At 73.6% G+C, this 23,543-nt stretch carries 18 protein-coding genes; 15 read left to right on the plus strand and 3 right to left on the minus strand.

The genetic code is table 11. From position 1 onward, the window contains the following. Positions 1–86: 86 nt before the first annotated feature. The gene (locus ACFVNO_RS00005) at positions 87–869 is read right to left on the minus strand and encodes a response regulator transcription factor (protein WP_220564542.1); all 783 of its coding nucleotides are present in this window, start codon (positions 867–869) and stop codon (positions 87–89) included. 109 nt (positions 870–978) lie between these two features. Between ACFVNO_RS00005 and ACFVNO_RS00010 the strand changes: the two genes are divergently transcribed. The 13 genes from ACFVNO_RS00010 (at position 979) to ACFVNO_RS00070 (ending at position 18,575) form a co-directional block, all read left to right on the plus strand. Further along, positions 979–1,236 carry a MoaD/ThiS family protein gene (locus tag ACFVNO_RS00010; RefSeq protein ID WP_220564543.1) on the plus strand — a complete coding sequence of 86 codons (258 nt, stop codon included), beginning with the start codon at positions 979–981 and terminating at the stop codon, positions 1,234–1,236. A gap of 34 nt (positions 1,237–1,270) precedes the next feature. After that, positions 1,271–1,537 (plus strand): glutaredoxin family protein, encoded by a 267-nt coding sequence (locus ACFVNO_RS00015; RefSeq protein WP_220564544.1) that lies wholly within the window; start codon positions 1,271–1,273, stop codon positions 1,535–1,537. A 564-nt stretch (positions 1,538–2,101) separates the two neighbouring features. After that, positions 2,102–2,797, plus strand: a complete 696-nt coding sequence (locus tag ACFVNO_RS00020) for a redox-sensing transcriptional repressor Rex (protein ID WP_220564545.1) — start codon at positions 2,102–2,104, stop codon at positions 2,795–2,797. Positions 2,798–2,960: 163 nt separating this feature from the next. Further along, on the plus strand, positions 2,961–4,433 hold the full coding sequence (locus tag ACFVNO_RS00025) for a glutamyl-tRNA reductase (protein ID WP_378887957.1): 1,473 nt from the start codon (positions 2,961–2,963) through the stop codon (positions 4,431–4,433). After that, positions 4,430–5,407 (plus strand): hydroxymethylbilane synthase, encoded by a 978-nt coding sequence (hemC, locus tag ACFVNO_RS00030; RefSeq protein ID WP_355257130.1) that lies wholly within the window; start codon positions 4,430–4,432, stop codon positions 5,405–5,407. The genes ACFVNO_RS00025 and hemC overlap by 4 nt, the downstream gene beginning before the upstream one ends. 117 nt (positions 5,408–5,524) lie before the next feature. Then, complete coding sequence (locus tag ACFVNO_RS00035; RefSeq protein WP_378887962.1) at positions 5,525–7,204, plus strand: uroporphyrinogen-III synthase; 1,680 nt, start codon at positions 5,525–5,527, stop codon at positions 7,202–7,204. A gap of 45 nt (positions 7,205–7,249) precedes the next feature. Next, complete coding sequence (hemB, locus tag ACFVNO_RS00040) at positions 7,250–8,248, plus strand: porphobilinogen synthase (protein WP_355267785.1); 999 nt, start codon at positions 7,250–7,252, stop codon at positions 8,246–8,248. A 93-nt stretch (positions 8,249–8,341) separates the two neighbouring features. Further along, positions 8,342–9,001, plus strand: a complete 660-nt coding sequence (locus tag ACFVNO_RS00045; RefSeq protein ID WP_355267782.1) for a bifunctional DNA primase/polymerase — start codon at positions 8,342–8,344, stop codon at positions 8,999–9,001. Positions 9,002–9,657: 656 nt separating this feature from the next. Beyond that, a complete protein-coding gene (locus tag ACFVNO_RS00050; RefSeq protein WP_355267779.1) occupies positions 9,658–11,415 on the plus strand; it encodes a glycoside hydrolase family 6 protein in 1,758 nt (585 codons plus the stop codon). 277 nt (positions 11,416–11,692) lie between these two features. Continuing rightward, positions 11,693–14,353 (plus strand): glycoside hydrolase family 48 protein, encoded by a 2,661-nt coding sequence (locus ACFVNO_RS00055; RefSeq protein WP_355267776.1) that lies wholly within the window; start codon positions 11,693–11,695, stop codon positions 14,351–14,353. A 155-nt stretch (positions 14,354–14,508) separates the two neighbouring features. Then, positions 14,509–15,900 (plus strand): endo-1,4-beta-xylanase, encoded by a 1,392-nt coding sequence (locus ACFVNO_RS00060; RefSeq protein WP_355267773.1) that lies wholly within the window; start codon positions 14,509–14,511, stop codon positions 15,898–15,900. A 135-nt stretch (positions 15,901–16,035) separates the two neighbouring features. Then, the gene (locus ACFVNO_RS00065) at positions 16,036–17,415 is read left to right on the plus strand and encodes a cellulase family glycosylhydrolase (protein ID WP_378887969.1); all 1,380 of its coding nucleotides are present in this window, start codon (positions 16,036–16,038) and stop codon (positions 17,413–17,415) included. 68 nt (positions 17,416–17,483) lie between these two features. Further along, the gene (locus ACFVNO_RS00070) at positions 17,484–18,575 is read left to right on the plus strand and encodes a lytic polysaccharide monooxygenase (protein WP_378887972.1); all 1,092 of its coding nucleotides are present in this window, start codon (positions 17,484–17,486) and stop codon (positions 18,573–18,575) included. Between the two features lie 107 nt (positions 18,576–18,682). On the opposite strand, the gene ACFVNO_RS00075 is transcribed toward ACFVNO_RS00070, so the two are convergent. Further along, the gene (locus ACFVNO_RS00075) at positions 18,683–19,609 is read right to left on the minus strand and encodes a TIGR04222 domain-containing membrane protein (protein WP_378887975.1); all 927 of its coding nucleotides are present in this window, start codon (positions 19,607–19,609) and stop codon (positions 18,683–18,685) included. A gap of 158 nt (positions 19,610–19,767) precedes the next feature. Between ACFVNO_RS00075 and ACFVNO_RS00080 the strand changes: the two genes are divergently transcribed. Beyond that, the gene (locus ACFVNO_RS00080) at positions 19,768–20,325 is read left to right on the plus strand and encodes a 3'-5' exoribonuclease domain-containing protein (RefSeq protein WP_355267761.1); all 558 of its coding nucleotides are present in this window, start codon (positions 19,768–19,770) and stop codon (positions 20,323–20,325) included. Here ACFVNO_RS00080 and ACFVNO_RS00085 read toward each other — a convergent pair. After that, positions 20,307–21,107 (minus strand): GNAT family N-acetyltransferase, encoded by an 801-nt coding sequence (locus ACFVNO_RS00085; RefSeq protein ID WP_220564556.1) that lies wholly within the window; start codon positions 21,105–21,107, stop codon positions 20,307–20,309. The two genes, ACFVNO_RS00080 and ACFVNO_RS00085, sit on opposite strands and share 19 nt — an antisense overlap. A gap of 257 nt (positions 21,108–21,364) precedes the next feature. On the opposite strand from ACFVNO_RS00085, the gene helR reads away from it, so the two are divergent. Continuing rightward, positions 21,365–23,536, plus strand: coding sequence for an RNA polymerase recycling motor ATPase HelR (gene helR, locus ACFVNO_RS00090; RefSeq protein WP_378889146.1), 2,172 nt, complete (start codon positions 21,365–21,367; stop codon positions 23,534–23,536). Positions 23,537–23,543 lie beyond the last annotated feature (7 nt).

The raw sequence follows: 23,543 nt of genomic DNA on the forward strand, positions 1-23,543 counted from the left end.
CATGGGGGGTGCGCGGGGCCCCGCCCGTCCGCCGCGGGCCCGCCCCGTCGGGGCGGCCCCGCGCCGTACGGACTGCGGGCGTCAGGTCAGCCGGTGGCGGCCTCCCGGCGGGCGGAGGGCAGTGCCTCGCCGCCCTCGCCGGACGGGGAGGGGGCGGCCCCGGACGGCTGCCCCTTGCCGACGGGGTCGGGCACGAAGCGGTAGCCGACGTTGCGGACGGTCCCGATCAGGGACTCGTACTCCGAGCCCAGCTTGGCGCGCAGCCGCCGCACGTGGACGTCGATGGTGCGGGTGCCGCCGAAGTAGTCGTAGCCCCACACCTCCTGGAGCAGCTGCGCCCGCGTGAACACCCGGCCGGGGTGCTGGGCCAGGAACTTCAGCAGCTCGAACTCCTTGAAGGTGAGGTCGAGGATGCGCCCGCGCAGCCGGGCGATGTAGGTGGCCTCGTCGATGACCAGGTCGCCGCGGCGGATCTCGTCGGGGTCGTCGGTGCCCGCGTCGGCGGATCCGATGGCCAGCCGCAACCGGGCCTCCACCTCGGCGGGACCGGCGGCGGTCAGGATGAAGTCGTTCACCTGCCAGTCCGGGGTGAGCGCGGCGACGCCGCCCTCGGTGAGGATGACGAGCAGCGGACAGTCCAGGCCCGTGGTGTCCAGCAGGCGGCAGAAGTTCCGGGCGGCCGCCAGGTCGGTACGGGCGTCGACCAGAATGGCGTCGACCGGGGCGCTGGAGCCGGTCCCGGCGCCGGACGCCAGGAGTGCGCCGGCTTCGGCAGGCGCCACCCGCACGGAGTGCAGGAGGAGGCCGAGAGCGGGCAGCACGTGATCGGACGGTTCGTTGGAGTTCGTCAACAGAAGCAGATGGCTCATGCGTCTCTTCCCGTCATCCCGCGCTATGCGGACGATCGAAGGCGCCATTGCCCCCGGTGAAGATTTGTTTAATACGTCGCCTCCGAGCAACACCAAGGATAATCAACAGATGGCGAAGTGCACTATCAGGTACTGGGCCGCGGCCAAGGAAGCGGCGGGAATCGCCGAGGAGCCGGTCCTTGCGGCGACTCTCGGCGAGGCGCTCGACGCGGCGCGCCGACTCCACCCCGACGACCGCTTTCAGCGGGTTCTCGGGGTTTCCTCGTTCCTGGTCGACGAGAAGCCGGTCGGCCGGCGGGCCCATGGTGACGTTCCGGTCACGGATGGGACTGTGATCGAGGTCCTACCGCCCTTCGCGGGCGGGTGAGGTGCTCGAAAAGGCTGCGGAATCCGGAGGAAACATGACGGAAACCCCTGAGTGGGCGGGGCGTGCGCGCGTGGTGATGCTCGGCAGGGACGGGTGCCATCTGTGCGAGGACGCCTGGAAGGTGATCGGCGCGGTCGCCGCCGAGACGGGCGCGAGCCGCGCCGAGGTGTCCCTGACCGAGGTGGGGGAGGCCGACCGGGAGGAGTACTGGGACAAGATCCCGGTCACTTTCGTCGACGGCGCCCGGCATGATTTCTGGCGGGTGGACGAAGGCCGTCTGCGCGCCGCGCTCAACGGCTGAACGGCACCGGAATCGTTCTGTTGCGAAAGCGGGATCGGCGTGTGAACGGGTTTCCCATTCACGCGCTTTCACCACCGGAACGGTCGTCGGGGGGACGGGGGCGACACCGCGCCCCATCGGGCCCGTTCCGGGCGCGGGATCGTCGGATCATCCCGGCCCGGCGGTCCGCGGGACCGGCGGGCCGGGCCGCCGCTGGGAACTTATGAGCGCGGCGTCACAAGCGACCCCACTTTGTGCGTGCTTTCACAAGCGCGTAACCTAGGGCGTGTTCGGTGGCCGCCTCCGGCAGTCCGGCGCTCGCGCCGGCCGCAGGGGCACCCTCCGGGCGATCTCTCGCAGGACGACCGGCGGGGGCGCTCCCACCGCGCCCCGTCCGGCGGGCCCCGCGGCGCCGCGCGGCGGGCCGTCGGGGGCCGGCCGTCCGAGCGCGGCCGGAGCCGCCGCGCGGGAGGTGGCCCGGCGGTCGCGCCCCGGGGGCCGGACACGGCCTCGGCCACCCGACAGCCCTCCGGGGGCGTGCCCCCGGCCCCGCGCCCGCACGACCGCCCTCAGGAGCACCCGCCCGTGACAAGTCGTCCGCCCAGGCCCCGGGAGAGGGGAATCCCGGAGGCCACCGTCGCCCGGCTCCCCGTCTACCTGCGCACCCTGCAGGCGCTCCAGGACCGGGGCACCCTCACGGTCTCGTCGGAGGACCTGGCGTCGGCCGCCGGGGTGAACTCCGCCAAACTCCGCAAGGACCTCTCCCACCTGGGGTCCTACGGAACGCGCGGGGTCGGCTACGAGGTCCGGTACCTCGTGTACCAGATCTCGCGTGAACTTGGTCTCACCCAGGACTGGGCCGTCGCCATCGTCGGCATCGGCAACCTGGGGCGCGCCCTCGCCAACTACGGGGGGTTCGGGACCCGCGGATTCCGCATCGCGGCCCTGCTCGACGCCGACCCCGCCATGGTGGGGCGGCGCGTCGCCTCACTCGACGTGGGGCATATTGACACCCTGGAAACGGTTGTCCGCGACAAGGGCGTCTCCATAGGGGTGATCACCACGCCGGCCGCGTCCGCGCAGGCGGTCGCGACCCGCTTCGTCGGGGCGGGGGTGAGCAGCATCCTCAACTTCGCGCCGGTGGTGCTGAATGTGCCGGACGGGGTCGATGTGCGTAAGGTCGACTTGTCCATCGAACTCCAGATCCTCGCCTTCCACGCGCAGCGCCGCAACGGCGACGAGGGCCACGGCGCGGAGCCGGCGGGACTGGAACTGACATGAACGAACCGCGGGGCGGCGCCCCGCGGACCGGGTCGCGAGGCCTGCATGAGCGGCGGCGGTGAGCGAGCGTCCGCCGCGCTTTCCGGGGGGCCGCCCGCAGTGCGCGGGGGGCCTGGCGGAGCATGAAGAGACGCTGATGTAGTGCCTGCATAGGAGAATGCGGATGAGTGTCCTGGCCGTGGGGTTGAGCCACCGGAGTTCGCCGGTGGCGCTCCTGGAGCGCGTCGCGCTGAACGGGGAGACGCGGGCCAAGGCCGTCGAGGAGATGCTCGGCACCGAGTCCGTCAACGAGGTGATGGTGGTCTCCACCTGCAACCGGACGGAGATCTACGCCGACGTCGACGCCTTCCACGGCGGTGTCGCCGCCGTGACCGAACTGCTGTCCTGGCACACCGGCGTCCCCCTGGCCGAGCTGTCCGAGCACATGTACGTGCACTACGAGGACCGCGCGGTCCAGCACCTGTTCTCCGTCACCTGCGGCCTGGACTCCATGGTCCTGGGCGAGGGCCAGATCCTCGGCCAGGTCCGCGACGCCCTCAAGGCCGGACAGGAGACCGGCTCCGTCGGCCGCGTCCTCAACGACCTGGGCCAGCGCGCCCTGCGCGTGGGCAAGCGCGCCCACACCGAGACCCACCTGGACCACGCCGGGGCCGACATGGTGAGCTTCGGCCTCACCGTGGCCCTGCGCCGCCTGGGCACCGGCCCCACCGGCGGCGGCGAGGTCACCGCCGACCGCACCGTCCAGCGGCTCGGCGCCACGCCGCCGGTCGGCTGCCCGATGTCCGCGGCCGAGGGCGACACCGCCGACGCGCCGGGCATCGCCCGCGCCACCTCCGGGCCCCTGGCCGGGACGCGCGTCCTGATCCTGGGCGCGGGCTCCATGAGCGCCCTGTCCGCCAACACCGTCGCCCGCCAGGGCGCGGCCACCGTCGTCGTGGCCAACCGCACCCGTGAGCGCGCCGACCGCCTCGCCGAGTGCCTCACCGAGGCCTACGACGGCGTCACCGCCCGCTCCGTCCCCTTCGCGGACGCCGCCGCCGTGCTGCCCGAGGTCGACCTGGTCATCTCCTGCACCGGCGCCCAGGGCCTGGTGCTGACCGCCGACGCCGTCGCCGCCGCCACCGCGGGCCGCACCCGGCCGCTGGTCTTCCTCGACCTCGCGCTGCCCCACGACATCGACCACGCCGTGCGCGACCTGCCGGGGGTCCACCTCGTCGACATCGAGGACCTGCGCCGGGCCGCCTCCCACGGCGGCGGCACCGGGGCGGGCCGGGGCGGCGCCCTCGAACTCGTCCGCGGGATCGTGGACGAGGAGGTCAACGAGTTCCGCACCGTCCGCCGGGCCGCCCAGGTCGCCCCCACCGTCGTCGCCCTGCGGGCCCAGGCCCGCGACGTGGTGGAGGCCGAGCTGGACCGCCTGCACGGCCGGCTGCCCGAGGACCTGGACGACCGCACCCGCGAGGAGATCACCCGCGCGATGCGCCGCGTCGCCGACAAGCTCCTGCACAGACCCACCGTGCGGGTCAAGGAGCTGGCCGCCGCCCCCGACGGGGAGTCCTACGAGGCGGCCCTGCGTGAACTGTTCGACCTCGACACCACGACCACGGCGGCCCGTGCCGCCCAGGAGAAGGCATGACCGGCACCACCGGGCCCGCCAGGCTCGCCACCCGTCGCAGCAACATGGCCACCAGCCAGTCCCGGCTGGTCGCCGACGCCATCACCGAGCGGACGGGACGGGCGATCGAGCTGGTGCTGATCACCAGCTTCGGCGACGTCACCAAGGCCCACCTGACCCAGCTCGGCGGCACCGGCGTGTTCGTCAACGCCCTGCGCGACGAACTGGCGGCCGACGCCGTGGACTTCGCGGTCCACTCCCTCAAGGACCTGCCCACCGCGCCCGCCGACGGCCTGGTCCTGGCCGCCATCCCCGAACGCGACGACCCCCGCGACGCCCTGTGCGCCCGCGACGGCCTCAAGTTCGCCGACCTGCCCGCCGGGGCCAGGATCGGCACCGGCTCGCCGCGCCGCGTCGCCCAGCTCGCCGCCCTGCGCCCCGACCTGGAGTACGTGCCGATCCGCGGCAACGCCGAGACCCGCCTGGGCAAGGTCGCCTCCGGCGAGCTCGACGCCGTCGTCCTGGCCTACGCCGGGCTGGTCCGGGTGGGCCGCATGGCCGATGTCACCGACGTCTTCGACCCCGAGCTGGTGCTGCCCGCCCCCGGCCAGGGCGCCCTGGCCGTGGAGTGCCGCGCAGACCGGGCCGAGGGGGACCTCGCCTACCTGTCCGCCGTGGACCACCCGGCCACCCGCCTCGCGGTCGTCGCCGAGCGCACCGTGCTGTCCGAGCTCGAAGCGGGCTGCGCGGCGCCGGTGGGCGCCCACGCCCTCTACGACGCCGACAGCGGCGAGCTGCGGCTGCGCGCCGCCGTGGTGGCCACCGACGGCTCCGAGTCGGTGCGCGGCGAACGCGCCGCCGCCGTCGGGGGCCCCACCGACGTGGAGGGCGCCGCCGCCCTGGGCCGCGAGCTGGCCCGCACCATGATCGCCGACGGTGCCGACCGCATCGTCGCGGACGCCTTCGCGGAGAGGGACGCCCCGCCCGCACCCTGAGCCGGAGCCCGCCGACGGGCACGTCCGCCGTTCCCGCCCGCGTCCCGGGACGCGGGCGGGAACGGCGGCGGCACGGTCCAGTGGCAACCCCATCCAGTGGCAGCACAGAGGAGTCACGTGAACGCCAACGCCAATCCTTCGCCGGAGGAGCGCGCAGCCGTCCGGCCCGGGCACGTCGCCCTGGTCGGTGCCGGGCCGGGCGGGGCCGGGCTGCTGACCCTGCGCGGCGCCGAGCTGCTGCGCGACGCCGACGTGGTCATCACGCCGCGCGAGCCCGCCGCCGAGGACCTGGCGGGCTTCCGCGAGGAACTCCTCACCCACTGCCGCGAGGACGTCACCACCGCCCGGGCCGAGGACATCGGCGACGTCGACGCCTTCGCCCTGGCCCGCGCCCGCGAGGGCCTGCGGGTGGTGCGGCTCTACTCCGGCGACCCGTTCTTCGGCTGCCGCGGCGCCGACCTCGTCCTGGCCTGCCGGGAGGCGGGCGTCGAGGTGGAGGTCGCCCCCGGCGTCTCCTCCGTCACCGCCGTCCCGGCCTTCGCCGGCATCCCCCTGATGGGCCACGGCACCCCCGAGGTGCGCATCCTCAACGCCCGCGCCCGCGGCGCCGAGGTGGACTGGCACGAGGCCGCCGCGAGCGACGCGCCCCTGCTGATCCTGGGGGGCGACGCCCCCGCGGAGGAGCCCGCCGAGTTCCAGGGGCCCGGGTTCGACGTGCTGTGCAAGACCCTCATCGCCGGGGGGCGGCCCGCCACCACGCCGGTCGCCGTCGTCCGCGCCGGGGGCACCACCCGCCAGACCACCGTGGCCTCCACCCTGGGCCGCCTCGTCGCCGAGCTCAAGGCCAAGGACGCCAAGGGCCACCACCTCACCGCCCCGGCGATGATGGTCGTCGGAGCCCCGGCCGGCCGCCACGCCGAGCTGTCCTGGTACGAGGGCCGCCCGCTGTTCGGCTGGCGGGTGCTGGTGCCCCGCACCAAGGAGCAGGCCGCCGCCCTCTCCGAGCAGCTGCGCGACCACGGCGCCGTGCCCGAGGAGGTGCCCACCATCTCGGTGGAGCCGCCGCGCACCCCGCAGCAGATGGAGCGCGCCGTCCGCGGCCTGGTCACCGGCCGCTACCAGTGGGTGGCCTTCACCTCCGTCAACGCGGTCAAGGCGATCCGCGAGAGGCTGGAGTCCTACGGCCTGGACGCGCGCGCGTTCGCCGGGGTCAAGGTCGCCGTCGTCGGCGAGGCCACCGCCCGCGCGGTCCGCGAGTTCGGGATCCAGCCCGACCTCGCCCCGCCCGACGACGCCCAGTCCAGCGCCGGTCTGGTGTCGGTGTGGCCGCCCTACGACGCCGAGATCGACCCCATCGAGCGGGTGCTGCTGCCGCGTGCCGACATCGCCACCGAGACCCTGGCCGCGGGCCTCACCGACCTGGGTTGGGAGATCGACGACGTCACCGCCTACCGGACCGTCCGGGCGGCGCCCCCGCCCGCCCCCGTCCGAGAGGCGATCAAGGGCGGCGGTTTCGACGCGGTGCTGTTCACGTCCTCCTCCACGGTGCGCAACCTGGTGGGGATCGCGGGCAAGCCGCACAACACCACCGTCATCGCCGTGATCGGCCCCGAGACCGAGAAGACCGCCATAGAGTTCGGACTGCGGGTCGACGTCGTGGCACCCAAAGCCTCCGTTTCGGCCCTCGTGGACGCGCTTTCGGAGTACGGTGCGGCCAAGCGCCGTGAGGCGATCGAGGCGGGCAAGCCCGTTCTCAAGCCGAGCCAGAAGCGCCGCGGACGCCGCCGCAAGCTCTGAGCCGACCCCGTCACCAGCACGAACCAGCCTTCCTCAGGAGTACCCATGGACACCACCGGTCGCGAAGCGGCCTACCCCGCCGCCCGGCCGCGCCGCCTGCGCCGGGGCCCGGCGCTGCGCCGCCTGGTCGCCGAGACGCGGGTGCTGCCGGAGAACCTGGTCCTGCCGCTGTTCGTCAAGGAGGGGATCGACGAGCCGGTCGCGATCTCGTCCATGCCGGGCCAGTTCCAGCACACCCGCGACAGCCTGCGCCGGGCCGCCCACGAGGCGGCCGAGGCCGGGGTCGGCGGCGTCATCCTGTTCGGCATCCCCGCGCACAAGGACGAGCGCGGCTCCGCGGCCGACGACCCGCACGGCATCGTCCAGGAGGCGCTGCGCGACCTGTCCAAGGACGTGGGCGACGCCCTGGTGGTCATGGCCGACCTGTGCCTGTGCGAGTACACCTCGCACGGCCACTGCGGCCCGCTGGAGGCCGACGGGCACGTGGACAACGACCTGACCCTGGAGCGGTACGCGTCCATCGCCGCCGCCCAGGCCGAGGCGGGCGCCGCCGTGGTGGCCCCCAGCGGCATGATGGACGGCCAGGTCGCGGCGATCCGCGCCGGGCTGGACCGGGCCGGGTTCGCCCAGGTGCCGATCCTGGCCTACGCGGCCAAGTACGCCTCCTCGTTCTACGGCCCGTTCCGGGAGGCCGCCGAGGGCGCGCCGCGGTTCGGGGACCGGTCCGGGTACCAGCAGGACCCGGCCAACGCCCGGGAGGCGCTGCGCGAGGTGGCCCTGGACGTCGCCGAGGGCGCGGACATGGTGATGGTCAAACCGGGCCTGGCCTACCTCGACATCATCGCCAAGGTGGCCGAGGCCTCCCCGGTGCCCGTGTCGGCCTACCAGGTCAGCGGCGAGTACGCCATGATCGAGGCGGCGGCGGAGCGCGGGTGGATCGACCGCGAGCGGGCGATCCTGGAGACCCTCACCTCCTACCGGCGGGCGGGGGCCGAGCAGGTGCTCACGTACTGGGCGACCGAGGCGGCACGCCTGCTCCGGTAGCGCGACCGGATCGCCCACCCCGGTCGCGGTCGCCGGGTGCGGGTCCGGGTTCAGGACCGCACCTGGAACACCGAGAACACCGGGGAGGGCTCCATGGCCGATGTGTTGTACCGACGGAAGCGGCGTCCGGCGATGGACGGCATGGTCGACGCCGCGCTGGGCTACGCCGCACTGGGCTGGCCCGTGGTGCGGGGCGCCGCACCGGGCGAGGACCGCGCCTGCAACTGCGAGCGGCTGGGCTGTCCGGATCCGGCGGCCCATCCGGCGACCATGGCCTGGGGTGTCGAGGCCAGCACCGACACCGACACGATCCGCCGGTGGTGGGCGGCCGACCCCGAGGCCAACGTGATCCTGCCGACGGGGCGGGTCTTCGACGTCTTCGACGTACCGCGCGAGGCCGGCGTGATGGCGCTGGCGCGGATGGGCCGGGCGGGCGTGCCCGCGGGCCCGGTGGCGGCGCTGGGGTCGCGGTACCTGTTCTTCGTGGCGACGCGGTCGCCGGTCGACGAGGACGAGTGGTGGTCCTGCCACCTGGACTGCGTCCCCGAGGCGATCGAGGACATGCCGGGCCTGCGCTGGCACTGCCGGGACAGCTTCGTCCTGGGCTCCCCGTCCCGGCTGCCGGGCGGGGGCCGGGTGAGCTGGATCCGCACCCCGCGCGACTCCGGCGGCTCGGTGGTGCTGCCGGACCCGATCGCGGTCCTGGGCATCCTGGCCGACGCAAGCGAGGAGTTCGGCGACACCGGCCGCTGACGGCCGGCGGGCGGGAGCGGCGCGCTCCCGCTCCCGTACGCCGTGCTCCGGTACCCCCGTGCGGCGCCCCGGCATGCGGCGCCCCCGTGCGCGGTGGCGGTGGGGGACGGGCCCCGGCGGCGGTCGCACACGGTCCCGGGAGCCCGCGCGGCCGCTGACTTTCGCTTTCTTTCGGGGTTTTCGGGGTCTTGACAATCGGCGCGCGACCCCTATCGGTAACACCATTGTTCGGGCAGTTGTTCACTTAAGTCACACGGTTCACGCCATTATCGTGTCGACCTGCGAGCTTAATGCCCGTTCACCTGGAGTTTCGCGATGGGCTGCCGTCCCATCCGGCACGAAATCTCTTTTTCATTCGCTGTTTACATATCACCATTGCGTGGCTACTCTCGTGGGAGCGCTCCCGAACAGAGCGCTACCGCACTCCCTGGCCCCAGCGGCCCGCCTGCCCCCGACCGCTCCGTCGCCCGACCGGGATCCCCGCCATTGCATGGGAGCGCTCCCGGAACCGGGTCGGCCCCGCCGGAGAAAAGCCATGCCCCGCTCCCCGCCATTCCCACGGCCATGCCTCGGATTCCCCGCAGTCGTCGCGTCCCGCGCGACACCATCTTTCCTTTCCCTACGGATCACCCCCCTCCGCAAGGAAGAAGCAGAAGATGAGAAGAATCCACAGTGCCGTGACACCCGGACCGTCGCGCGCACGCAGAGGGCCGGCCGCCCTGTCCGCCCTTGTGGTGGGCACCGCTCTGGCCGTCGTCCCCGCCTCTCCCGCCAGCGCCGAAGCCGGCTGTGCCGTCGACTACACGGTCGATGACTGGGGCTCGGGCTTCACCGCGAACGTCGAGATCACCAACCTGGGCGACCCGGTCGACGACTGGACCCTGGAGTGGTCCTTCCCCGGCAACCAGCAGATCAGCAACCTGTGGGGCGGCACCCACACCCAGAGCGGGGCCAACGTCTCCGTCTCCGACGCCGGGTACAACGCCGCCATCGCCACCGACGGCTCGGTGTCCTTCGGGTTCAACGCCAACTACAGCGGCTCGAACGCGGCCCCGCTCGCGTTCGAGCTCAACGGCGTCCTGTGCGACGGCGCGGTCGACCCCGACCCGGACCCCGACCCCGATCCGGATCCGGACCCCGACCCCTCCGGCCGCGTGGACAACCCCTACGTCGGGGCCGACGTCTACGTGAACCCCGTCTGGTCGGCGAACGCCGCGGCCGAGCCCGGCGGTGAGGCGGTGGCGAACGAGCCCACCGGCGTGTGGCTCGACCGCATCGGCGCCATCGAGGGCAACGACAGCCCCACCACCGGCTCCATGGGCCTGCGCGACCACCTGGACGAGGCCCTGGAGCAGGCGGCCGGCGAGCCCCTGGTGTTCCAGGTCGTCATCTACAACCTGCCCGGCCGCGACTGCGCCGCCCTGGCCTCCAACGGCGAGCTCGAACCCCACGAGATCGACCGCTACAAGAACGAGTACATCGACCCGATCGCCGACATCCTCGCCGACTACGAGGACACCGAGCTGCGCATCGTGACCACGGTGGAGATCGACTCGCTGCCCAACCTGGTCACCAACGTCACCCCGCGGCCCACCGCCACCCCCGAGTGCGACGAGATGCTGGCCAACGGCAACTACGTCGAGGGCGTCGGCTACGCCCTGGCGACCCTGGGCGCCATCGACAACGTCTACAACTACGTGGACGCCGGCCACCACGGCTGGATCGGCTGGGACGACAACTTCGGAGCCTCCGCCCAGATCTTCTACCAGGCCGCCAACGCCGCCGGGGCCACCCCCGACGACGTGCACGGCTTCATCGCCAACACCGCCAACTACTCGGCCCTGAAGGAGGACCACTTCTCCGTCGACCAGACCATCGGCGGCGTCCCGGTCCGCCAGTCCGACTGGGTCGACTGGAACCGCTACGTCGATGAACTGGGCTTCGCCCAGGCGCTGCGCCAGGAGCTGGTCTCCCAGGGCTTCCCGTCCGACATCGGGATGCTCATCGACACCTCCCGCAACGGCTGGGGCGGTCCCGACCGGCCCACCGGCCCGGGCCCCGAGACCGACGTGAACGCCTACGTGGACGGCGGCCGCTACGACCGGCGCCTCAACCCGGGCAACTGGTGCAACCAGGCCGGGGCCGGACTGGGCGAGCGCCCGCAGGCCGCGCCCGAGGCCGGGATCGACGCCTACGTGTGGATGAAGCCGCCGGGCGAGTCCGACGGCTCCAGCGAGTTCATCGAGAACCCCGAGGGCAAGGGCTTCGACCGGATGTGCGACCCCACCTACGAGGGCAACGTGCGCAACGGCAACAGCATGAGCGGGGCGCTGCCCGACGCCCCCATCTCCGGGCACTGGTTCTCCGCCCAGTTCCAGGAGCTGCTGGACAACGCCTACCCGCCGCTCGACTGACCGGAGGCGGCCACCGGCCCCGCGGCCGGTGACCGCCCCTCCCGACTCCGGCGGCCCCCGGGCACTTCCGAGCGGACGCACCGCCCGGGCCGCCGGCCCCCACCCGGTCCCCTCCGCCTCTCGGGGACCGGACGCCGGGCGGGGATCCCGGAACGATCCCCGCCCGGCCCCACACCACCCGAACCCCCCTCTCGGTCCCGCCGCGTGCGGGTGGCGTGGCTCCGCCATGCCCGCCCGCCCCCGGGCCCGGTGAGGGGGATCCACCCAGGAGACGCACGTGCACACCCCCCGCACGCGCCGCCGATGGCGCAGACCCCTCTCCCTCCTCGCGGCCACCTCGCTGGCGGCCGCCCTGCTGCCGGCCTCGGCCGCGCACGCCGCCCCGCTCTGCACGGTCGACTACACCGTCACCAACGACTGGGGCAGCGGCTTCACCGCCGACGTCACCCTCACCAACCACGGCCCCGAGGTCTCCCCCTGGAGCCTGGGCTGGGACTTCCCCGGAAGCCAGCAGGTCACCAACGCCTGGAACGCCACGGCCACCCAGTCCGGCGCCTCGGTCACCGCCACCGCCCCCGCCTGGTCGCCCGGGCTGGCCACCGGCCAGAGCGCCTCCTTCGGCTTCCAGGGCACCGGCTCCGGGGCCGCCCCCACCGAGTTCACCCTCAACGGGACCTCCTGCGAGGACGGCGGCGAGGAGCCCGGACCGGAGGACGGCGAGATCGTCGTCTCCCCGGCGAGCGTCGCCGTGGACCCGGGCGGCACGGCCTCCTTCGACGTCCACCTGTCCGCCGCCCCCGAGGACGACGTGGCGGTGACCGTCGAGCGCACCTCCGGCTCCGACACCCTCTCCCTCACCGCCGGGAGCGCGCTCACCTTCACCGCGGACGACTGGGGCGAGGCCCAGGAGGTCACCGTGGCCTCCTCCGGGGACGGTGAGGGCGAACCCGCCCAGGCCGTGTTCACCGTGGCCGCCGAGGGCTACGACCCCGTGACCGTCACCGTGCGGGAGCGCTCCGGCGCCACCAACGCCTACGAGGCCGAGTTCCTCGAGCAGTACGAGAAGATCAAGGACCCGGCCAACGGGTACTTCCGGGAGTTCGACGGACTGCTGGTCCCGTACCACTCCGTGGAGACCCTGATCGTGGAGGCGCCCGACCACGGGCACGCCACCACCTCCGAGGCGTACAGCTACTACCTGTGGCTGGAGGCCACCTACGGCCGCGTCACCGGCGACTGGGAGCCCTTCAACGCCGCGTGGGCGTCCATGGAGGCGTTCATCATCCCGGGCACCGCCGACCAGCCCACCAACGCCTCCTACGACCCGTCCTCGCCCGCCACCTACATCGCCGAGTCCACCGACCCCGCGGACTACCCGATGCCCCTGGACCAGGGCGTCCAGGTCGGACAGGACCCGCTGGCCGACGAGCTGAGCAGCACCTACGGGACCGATGAGGTCTACGGCATGCACTGGCTGCTGGACGTCGACAACACCTACGGGTTCGGGTTCTGCGGCGACGGCACCGACGACGCCCCCGCCTACATCAACACGTTCCAGCGCGGCTCCAACGAGTCCGTCTGGGAGACCGTCCCGCACCCCTCCTGCGACACGTTCGAGCACGGCGGCACCAACGGGTACCTGGACCTGTTCACCGACGACTCCAACTACTCGGAGCAGTGGCGCTACACCAACGCCCCCGACGCCGACGCGCGCGCCGTCCAGGTCGCCTACCAGGCGCACACCTGGGCGAGCGAGCAGGGCAACGAGGGCGCCATCGCCGACAGCGTCGCCGACGCCGCCCGCATGGGCGACTACCTGCGGTACGCCATGTTCGACAAGTACTTCAAGGAGGTCGGCGACTGCGTCGGGCCCCAGGCCTGCGCCCCCGGCAGCGGCAGGGAGTCCGCGCACTACCTGATGTCCTGGTACTACGCCTGGGGCGGCGCCCTGGGCAGCGCCCAGTACCCCTGGGCCTGGCGCATCGGCGGCTCCTCCGCCCACCAGGGCTACCAGAACGTCATGGCCGCCTACGCCCTCTCCGAGGTCGACGCCCTCACCCCCGAGTCGCCCACCGGCGCCGACGACTGGGGCACCAGCCTCGACCGGCAGCTGGAGTTCCTCCAGTGGCTCCAGTCCGCCGACGGCGGCATCGCCGGCGGCGCCACCAACAGCTGGGAGGGCGACTACGGGCAGCCGCCCGCGGGCACCCCGACCTTCTACGGGATGTTCTACGACGAGAAGCCCGTCTGGCACGACCCGCCGTCGAACCGGTGGTTCGGGTTCCAGGTCTGGGACATGGAGCGCGTCGCCGAGTACCACCGCATCACCGGCGACGAGCGCGCCGGGGAGATCCTCGACGCCTGGGTGCCCTGGGCCATCGCCAACACCACGGTCGGCGCCGACGGCGAGTTCGCCATCCCCGCCGACATGGAGTGGAGCGGCGCCCCCGACACCTGGACCGGCACCTCCACCGGCAACCCCGGCCTGCGGGTCGAGGTGGTCTCCCACAACCAGGACGTCGGCATCGCCGCCGGGCTGGCCAAGACCCTCATGCACTACGCCGCCGCCACCGGCGACGCGCAGGCGCGCGAGGTCGCCGAGGGCCTGCTGGAGGCGCTGCTGCACCACCAGGACGACCTGGGCGTGGCGGTGCCCGAGGTGCGGGCCGACTACCAGCGGTTCGACGACCCGTACGACTCGCCCGACGGCGGGGTGTACGTCCCCGACGGCTGGACCGGCACCATGCCCAACGGCGACGTGATCGACTCCGACTCCACGTTCGCGTCCATCCGGTCCTTCTACGAGGACGACCCCGACTGGCCCGAGGTCCAGGCCTACCTGGACGGCGGCCCGGCGCCCGAGTTCACCTACCACCGCTTCTGGGCGCAGGTGGACGTGGCGACCGCGCTGGCGGTGCACGGGGAGCTGTTCGGCTGACCCTCCCGTCCCGCTGATCCGTCCCACCGACCCCCGCGGCGGCCGTTCGACGGCGGCCGCCGCGGGACCACACGGGGGAGGGGCCGGGTCCGGCCCCGGTCCCTCCCCGCCCCCGACCCCCTCCGAAGAGTTCCCGCCGCCCCGAGGAGCGACCGATGAAGACGACCACGCGGCGCCGCACGGCGAGGTTCCTCGCCCCGGTGTTCGCCCTGGCCCTGGCCCTGTCGGCCGGGTCCCCCGCCCAGGCCGAGGACCCGTCCCTGCGCGACCTCGCCGACCAGCACGGTCTGCGCATGGGTGTGGCGGTCTCCGCCCACCTGCTCGACAACGCCCGCTACGCCGAGATCGCCGCAGAGCAGTACAACTCCGTCACCCACGAGAACGAGCTGAAGTGGGAGACCGTCCAGCCCAGCCGCGGACAGTTCAACTGGACCGGCGGCGACCGCCTGGTGGACTTCGCCCGGGCCAACGGCCAGGACGTCTACGGCCACACCCTGGTCTGGCACAGCCAGCTGCCGTCCTGGGTGGCCGACGGCGGGTTCAGCGCCCCCGAGCTGGAGGGGGTGATGGAGGAGCACATCTCCACGGTCGTCGACCGCTACGCCGACGACATCAGCCACTGGGACGTGGTCAACGAGGCGTTCAACGAGGACGGGAGCTTCAGGGACACGGTGTTCTACCGGACCCTGGGCGAGGACTACATCGCCACGTCCCTGGAGATGGCTCACGCGGCCGACCCCGACGCGCGGCTGTTCATCAACGACTACAACGTCGAGGGGATCAACGCCAAGAGCGACGCCCTCTACGAGCTGGCGTCCTCCCTGCTCGACCGGGGAGTGCCCCTGCACGGCGTGGGCCTGCAGTCGCACCTCATCGTCGGACAGGTGCCGTCCAGTATGCAGGCCAACATCCAGCGGTTCGCGGACCTGGGCCTGGAAGTGGTCGTCACCGAACTGGACATCCGCACGAACACCCCGGCCTCGGAGCAGCAACTCCAGGCGCAGGCCGCCGACTACACGCGCGTGTTCCAGGCCTGCATGGCCGTGGACGGCTGCGGCGGCGTCACCGTGTGGGGCGTGGGCGACGCCAACTCCTGGATCCCGGACGTGTTCCCCGGGCAGGGCGACGCACTGCCCTACGACCACCAGTACCAGCCCAAGCCCGCCTACTGGGCGATGCACGAGGCCCTGGGCGGCGACGGGGGCCCCGGGCCGGGGCCCGGCCCCGGTGACGGGGACTGCTCGGTGACCTACACCGTGGTCAACCGGTGGAACCAGGGCGCCGTCATCGACGTGACCGTACGCAACACCGGGTCCGCGGCCGTGGACGGCTGGAGCCTGGCCTGGACCCGGCCCGCCGGCCAGCAGATCACCTCGGCCTGGAACGCCACCGTCACACAGGACGGGAGCGCGGTCACCGCCGAGGGCGTGTCGTGGAACCGGACGCTGCCGCCCGGCGGCAGCGTGACGTTCGGGTTCCAGATCGCACACCAGGGACAGGTGGACGCACCGAGCGGGTTCGAGCTCAACGGCGCCGCCTGCGACTGACCGGCCCCCCGACCCCCGGGGCCCCGCCCCCCACCACGGGCGCCCCGGGCCCGGCGCCCCGGGGGCCGGACCTCCTCCACCCGGCCCCCGGGGACCCACCCCCCGACTCCGCCCCCAGACCCCCCGGAGAACCCCATGCGACCGTCCCCGCCGACCGCGCGCCCCCGGGCCGCACTCGCCCTCGCCCTGGGCACGGCACTGACACTGACCCTCTCCCTGGTCCTCGCCCTGCTCGCCCTCGCGCCGTCCGCCGCCCGCGCCGACACCGGCTTCCGGGTCGAGGACGGGCGCCTCGTCGACGCAGCCGGGAACGACTTCCTGATCCGCGGCGTGAGCCACGCCCACACCTGGTACCTCCAGGAGACGGGCTCCTTCGCCGACATCAAGGAACTGGGGGCCAACACCGTCCGCGTCGTCCTGAGCAGCGGACAGCGCTGGACCGAGAACGGGCCCGCCGACGTGGCCAACGTGGTCTCGCTGTGCAAGGCCAACCGCCTGATCTGCATGCTCGAGGTCCACGACACCACCGGCTACGGCGAGCAGTCCGGGGCCGCCACCCTCGACCAGGCCGTCGACTACTGGCTGCGCGTCCAGGACGTGCTGGAGGGCGAGGAGGACCACGTCCTCGTCAACATCGGCAACGAGCCCTACGGCAACAACGACGCCGTCAACCAGGGCTGGGCCGACGACACCATCGCCGCCGTCGGGCGGCTGCGCGACGCCGGGTTCGAGCACACCCTCGTCGTGGACGCGCCCAACTGGGGCCAGGACTGGCAGGGCATCATGCGGCGCGACGCGCCGCTGGTGGCGGCCGCCGACGACAACACCGTCTTCTCGATCCACATGTACGGCGTGTACCAGCAGGAGTCCACGGTCGTCTCCTACCTGGAGCACTTCGCGAACGCGGGGCTGCCGCTGATCGTCGGCGAGTTCGGCCACGACCACAGCGACGGCGACCCCGACGAGGACGCGATCATGGAGCACACCCGGCGGCTGGGGCTCGGCTACATCGGCTGGTCGTGGAGCGGCAACGGCGGGGGAGTGGAGTACCTCGACATGGTCGAGGGCTTCGACCCCGAGCGGATCACCCCCTGGGGCGAGCGGATCTTCCACGGGCCCGACGGCATCGGCGAGACGTCGGTGGAGGCGCCCGTGTACGGCGGGGGCGGCGAGCCCACCGACCCGCCCACGGACCCGCCGACCGACCCGCCCACGGACCCCGAGGGCGAGTGCACGGCGGAGTTCCGGATCACCAACGAGTGGCAGGGAGGGTTCCAGGCCGAGGTGGAGGTCACGGCGCACACCGCCCTCACCGGCTGGACCGTCACCTGGACCGCGCCGTCCGGACAGAGCGTGTCCCAGGCGTGGAACACCGACCTCACCGCCTCCGGCGGCACCGTGACCGCCCGCAACGCCTCCTACAACGGCGGCCTCGCCGCGGGCGCCGCCACCACCTTCGGACTCATCGGGAACGGCCCCGCCGTCGTCCCCGATCCGACGTGCGCCGCGGCCTGAGCGGCCGCGCCGCCCCCGGCCGGGTGCCCGCCCGGCCGGGTCCCCCACCCGAAAGGAAGAACACCGCAGTGGAAAGGACCCGTATCCGCAACCTGCTGACCGCAGGGGTGGCGCTCGGAGCGCTCGCCGTCGGCTACTCGGTGGTGGTCGCGCCCGAGCCGGCCCAGGCGCACGGCGCGTTCACCTACCCCGCCTCCCGCACCTACGCCTGCTTCCAGGACGCCACCGGCGGAAGCTCCGGCGGTGCCCTGGACCCGACCAACCCGGCCTGTGAGGACGCGCTCGCCGAGGGCGGCGACTACCCGTTCTGGAACTGGTTCGGCAACCTGATCAGCAACTCCGACGGGCGGCACCGCGAGTTCGTCGCCGACGGCGAGCTGTGCGGGCCGACCCCGCAGTTCAGCGCGTTCAACGCCGCCCGCGACGACTGGCCGGCCACGCAGTTGCAGGCCAACACGACCGTGGAGTTCCTCCACAACGCCTGGGCCCCGCACCCGGGCACGTTCTTCACCTACGTCACCAAGGCGGGCTGGGACCCGAACCAGCCGCTGACCTGGGACGACCTGGAACTCATCGACACGGCCGTCAACCCGCCGCTGCGCAGCGGCGGCGAGGCCGGGGCCGAGTACTACTGGGACGTGGACCTGCCCGACCGGTCGGGACGCCACGTCGTGTACTCGGTGTGGGAGCGCTCGGACAGCCCGGAGGCGTTCTACAACTGCTCCGACGTGGTGTTCAGCGGCGGCGGGGACCCCGGTCCCACCGACCCGCCGGACCCGACCGACCCGACCGACCCGCCCGAGCCCACGGACCCGCCCGAGCCGACGCCGGAGCCGACGGACCCGCCCGAGGGCGAGTACTGCACGGCCGAGTACCGGATCCTCAACGAGTGGTCCGGCGGCTTCCAGGCGGAGGTCGAGCTGACCGCCGGCGAGGAGGGCGTCGACGGCTGGATGGTGGACTGGGTGTTCGCCAACGGCCAGACCGTCTCCAGCCTGTGGAACGGCACGGTCGTGAACCACGGGTCGCACCACGAGGTGCGCAACCTGCCGCACAACAGCCTGTTGGAGCCGGGCGAGAGCACCACGTTCGGGTTCACGGCGAACCACCCGGGCGGCGTGAACATCGTCCCCCTCCCGGACTGCGGTCCCGACTCCTGACCCCTGACCACCGAGACCCGCAGGGCCCGGACCGCCGCAGCGGTCCGGGCCCTGCCCGGTGCGGAGGCCGGACGCCGCACCCGTGGCGGGCCGCGCCCGCCGACGGCTCAGAAGCCCCCGCCGCCCCCGCCGTCACCCCCTCCGCCCCCGCCGTCCCCTCCGCCGTCGCCGCCCCAGCCGCTCTCGCGGTCGCCGTGGTGCGCGCCCGCGAAGTTGAAACCGCCCCCGTCGCCGCTGCCGCCCCCGCCGCCTCTGCGCCGGGGGGCCGGGGCCGTCTCGTACATGCGCAGGTCCCGCCACTGGGGCAGTCCGCCCTCGCCGAACAGGGCGCAGGCCGTGACCACGGAGCCGGGGTCGCGGACGTCCCACCTGAAGCTGCGCCCGGGGTCCAGCGCGGCGTGCTCGCGGCGGGCGCGGCGCAGCCGGGCCGCCCCGGCCCGGCTGACGTACCGGCCGCCGGCGGTGAGGACCGCGCCCAGCGTGGTGGCGGCGACGAGGACCAGTGAGGCCTCCAGCAGGCTCCCGGTCGCCTCCTCCGGGAGGTTCATGACCGCCGCGACGGCCACGGGCACGGAGAGGAAGGCGAACACGCAGGGCCAGACCTTCAGGAGGCGCTGCCACCTCTGCCACAGGTGGCCGCGCCGCCGCAGGCTCCGCTCCATGCGCTCCAGGACGGCGGCGACGGCCGCGTCGTCGACGAGGAGCCCGAGGAGGTGGCGGGAGGGCACACGGCGCAGCGCCTCCAGGACCGCGGCGTCGAGCGGGTGGCCGGGGGCATCGGCCGCCTCAGAGAAGCGCAGTCCCGCGTCCCCGGGGCCCTCGGCCGCGGACGGCCCGACGGCGACGCGTCCCGAGGCGAGCAGCGCGGTGACCGCCGTGGCGACGGCCCGCGAACGGCCCCGGAGGAGGGCGAGCTCGCGCGCGTCCAAATCGGGGGAGAGGCGGCGGTTCCGGGGGACGGCGACCAGGCCCCGGTACAGGCCGAGGACGGTGAGGACGAGGGTGGCGACGATGACGGGCAGACCGGGGGACACGGGGGACCTCCGCAACGCGGGGAACGTCGGTGGAGGCGGGACAGGGCCTGTCCCGTATGTTCCCCGTCCGCGCTTCCCGCACCGGACCCCGGCCGCGGAGAATCGGAACCGTCCGCGGGCGGCCCGGCACAGGCGCCCGAGAAGCAGAGAGGCATCCGATGAAGGTCTTCTACGACACCGAGTTCGTCGAACGCGGCCCGGACCACCCGATCCACTTCGTGTCCATCGGGATGGTCGCCGAGGACGGCCGCGAGCTGTACGCGGTCAACGCCGACATGGAACAGGAGCTGGTGCGCACCCACCCCTGGGTCGACGAGAACGTCTGGCCCCACCTGCCCCTGACCGGTCCCGCCGGCGGAACCCGGGACGCCTCCCGCGAGCGCCTGGACACGGACCACCCCGACGTGCGCCCCCGCGCCGCGATCGCCCGCCTCGTCGCCGGGTTCCTCGACGCGACCCCCGACGTGGAGCTGTGGGCCTGGTACGGCTCCTACGACCACGTGGTGCTGGCCCAGCTCTTCGGCTCCATGGTCCGGTTCCCCGAGCGTGCGGCGAGGTGGACGAACGACCTCCGGCAGGAGGCCGCCCGGCTCGGGGACCCGCGGCTGCCCGAGCAGTCCGGCGGCGAGCACCACGCTCTGGCCGACGCCCGGCACAACCTGGTCCGCGCCCGGGCCCTCGGCCTCCTGGACCCGGATCAGCCCTTGAGGGCGTAGAAGTGCAGGGGGGAGTTCGGCGCGAACCCGATCCGCGGGTACATCGGCGCCCCCGCCGCCGTCGCGTGCAGGGTGGCGCGGACCAGCCCGGTCGCCCGCGCGCCCTCGTACAGGGCCTTGCGCGTCACCGCCTCCCCGTACCCCCGGCGCTCCCACTCCGGGGCGGTGGCGACCAGCACCACGAAGAGGCGCCCGTCCGTCTCCACCGCCCCCGCGCAGGTCACCGGGACACCGTCCCGCAGCCCCAGGTAGGCGTACACCCCGTCCTTCCACAGCGCCGACCCGAGCAGCCCGTCCCGGCCGTCCTCCAGCGGGAACCCGTAGGCCCGCGAGTTCAGGTCCGCGTACGCCCGCAGGTGCTCCTCGGTGCCCACCCGGACGAACTCCAGCTCGGGGTGGGACGGCGCGGGCAGCGACGGCAGGTCCCCGGCCATCCCGGTCCCCGGGAAGGCGAACTCCAGCCCCGCCCGTTCGACGGCGCCCCGCAGCCCGGCGCGCGCCTGCTCGGACAGCAGGTCCTCGAAGAGCCACAGGAACCCCGGGCGCCGCTTCGCGCGCATGACGCCGGCCGCCCGCGCCAGCCGCTCGTCGAGCAGCCCCGGGTCCGCGTCGACCTCGGTCAGCGTCACACAGTTCCAGAACGCGAACCGGCTGTCGGCCCAGCGGACCGCCACACCCGGCAGGTCGCGCACGTCGGCCCCCGGATCGCGGTCGAGCACCAGCGCGCGCCACCCCGCGGTGAGCTGCTCCATCGACTCGACCGACTCCGCACGACCCGCCATCCCGGCTCCTGACACTTCGAGGGCATTCCGTGGAACACGATCGCGCGGGGAGGGAGGGTTACCGGCCGGTTCCGCCGATCCGTGACCCGGCGCGCCGGGGGACCCGGGACGGCCGACCGGGGGCATGAAAAAAGAGGGGGCCTCAAGGACGCTTCCCTCCACTCTCAATGTATAGCGCACCCCCGGCCTTGCGGCAAGACCCCCCTCATGCCCCACAATCGACCTTCGTGACGACACGCCATGTTCCGGGGGACCACGTGAATCCGCAGGCCACGAGCCTTTTCGAGCTGCCAGAGAACCTGGCGGCCAAAGCCGATCCGGCGCTCATCGCCGACGACGAGCGCCACTTCGCCGACATCACGCGCAGCCTGGCCGAGACCATCGCCGACCTGTCCGCCCGCCTGGACGCCGTGCGCCTCGCGCCCGGCGGCAAGGGCCGCATGGTGATGGACCGGGACATGGAGGTCCACCGCCTCTCCAACCGGCTGCGCACCCTGCGCCGCTTCGGCCTGGACCTGTGCCTGGGCAAGGTCGTCCCCGCCGACGGCACCGAGCCCGTCTACATCGGCCGCCTCGGCCTCACCGACCCGGACGGCCGCCGGCTGCTGCTGGACTGGCGCTCGCCCGCCGCCGAGCCCTTCTTCGCCGCCACCCACGCCGACCCGCGGGGCCTGGAGAGCCGCCGCCGCTACCGCTGGACCCGCGGCCGGGTCACCGACTACTGGGACGAGGTGTTCACCGAGGAGGGGCTGGAGGGGCACCACGCCGCGCTCGACGACCAGTCCGCGTTCATCGCCAGCCTGGGCGCCACCCGCTCGTCCCGGATGCGCGACGTCCTGGGCACCATCCAGGCCGACCAGGACGCCATCATCCGGGCCGGGTCCGCCGGGGCCCTGGTCGTCGACGGCGGCCCGGGCACCGGCAAGACCGTCGTCGCCCTGCACCGCACCGCCCACCTGCTGTACTCCGACCCGCGCCTGGGGCACCGGCGCGGCGGCGTGCTGCTGGTGGGCCCGCACCGGCCCTACCTGTCCTACGTCGGCGACGTCCTGCCCAGCCTGGGCGAGGAGGGCGTGCAGACCTGCACCATCGCCGATCTCGTCCCCGAGGGCGGCGCGGTGGCCGGGGAGAAGGACCCGGAGGTGGCGCGGCTCAAGGAGTCGGCGCGGCTCGTGGACGCGATCGAGCCCGCCGTCCGGTTCTACGAGAGGCCGCCCGGGGAGGGCCTGGACATCAGGACGCCGTGGGCGCAGGTCCGCCTCACCGCGCAGGACTGGGCGGAGGCGTTCGACGCCGTCGAGCCCGGCACCCCGCACAACGAGGGGCGCGAGCCGATCTTCGACGCCCTGGTCGCGATCCTGCTGGACAAGCACGACCGGGACGAGGAGGGGGTCTCCCCGGAGATGCTGCGCCGCGTGCTCCAGCGCGACCGGGAGCTGATGACGGCGCTGTACCGGGCGTGGCCGCTGCTGGAGTACACCGACATCGTCGGCGACCTGTGGTCCGTGCCCGCCTACCTGCGCATGTGCGCCCCGTGGCTGGAGGCGGACGAGGTGCGGGCGCTCCAGCGCGCGGACGCCCAGGCCTGGACGGTGTCCGACCTGCCGTTCCTGGACGCCGCCCGGCTGCGCCTGGGAGACCCCGGGGCGTCCCGGATCCAGCGCGGCCAGCGGGCGGCGGAGGCCGCCCAGCGCGAGCGCATGTCGACCGTCATCGACGACCTGGTCGCCGCGGACGACGACGGCGAGGGCGTGGTGACGATGCTGCTCCTGGGGGACATGCAGAACAGCCTGGTGGACGACTCCGTCCTGCCGACCGCCGACCGGGACGCCCTGGCCGGGCCGTTCGCGCACATCGTGGTGGACGAGGCCCAGGAGCTGACGGACGCCCAGTGGCGGATGCTGCTGCTGCGCTGCCCCTCGCGCAGCTTCACGATCGTGGGCGACCGCGCCCAGGCCCGGCACGGGTTCACGGAGTCGTGGCGGGAGCGTCTGGAGCGCGTCGGCCTGGACCGGGTGGAGATGGCCTCGCTGAGCATCAACTACCGGACGCCGGAAGAGGTCATGGCCGCCGCGGAGCCGGTCATCCGCGAGGCCCTGCCGGACGCGAACGTGCCGACGTCCATCCGCAGCTCGGGCGTGCCGGTGGCGTACGGGGCCCTCGCCGAACTGGACGCGCGGCTCGAGGAGTGGGAGGCGCGGAACCCGGAGGGCGTCGCCTGCGTGATCGGTGACGCGGCGTTCCAGGCCGCCTTCCCGGAACGCCCGCGGGTGCGGTCCCTGACCCCGGAGCTGGCCAAGGGCCTGGAGTTCGACCTGGTGGTGCTCGTGGACCCGGACGGGTTCGGCGAGGGCGTCGCGGGGGCGGTCGACCGGTACGTGGCCATGACCCGCGCCACCCGGGAACTGGTCGTCCTCACCGGCCCCTGACCCGGGG

The sequence above is a fragment of the Nocardiopsis sp. NPDC057823 genome (assembly GCF_042797335.1).
Lineage (GTDB): Bacteria > Actinomycetota > Actinomycetes > Streptosporangiales > Streptosporangiaceae > Nocardiopsis > Nocardiopsis changdeensis.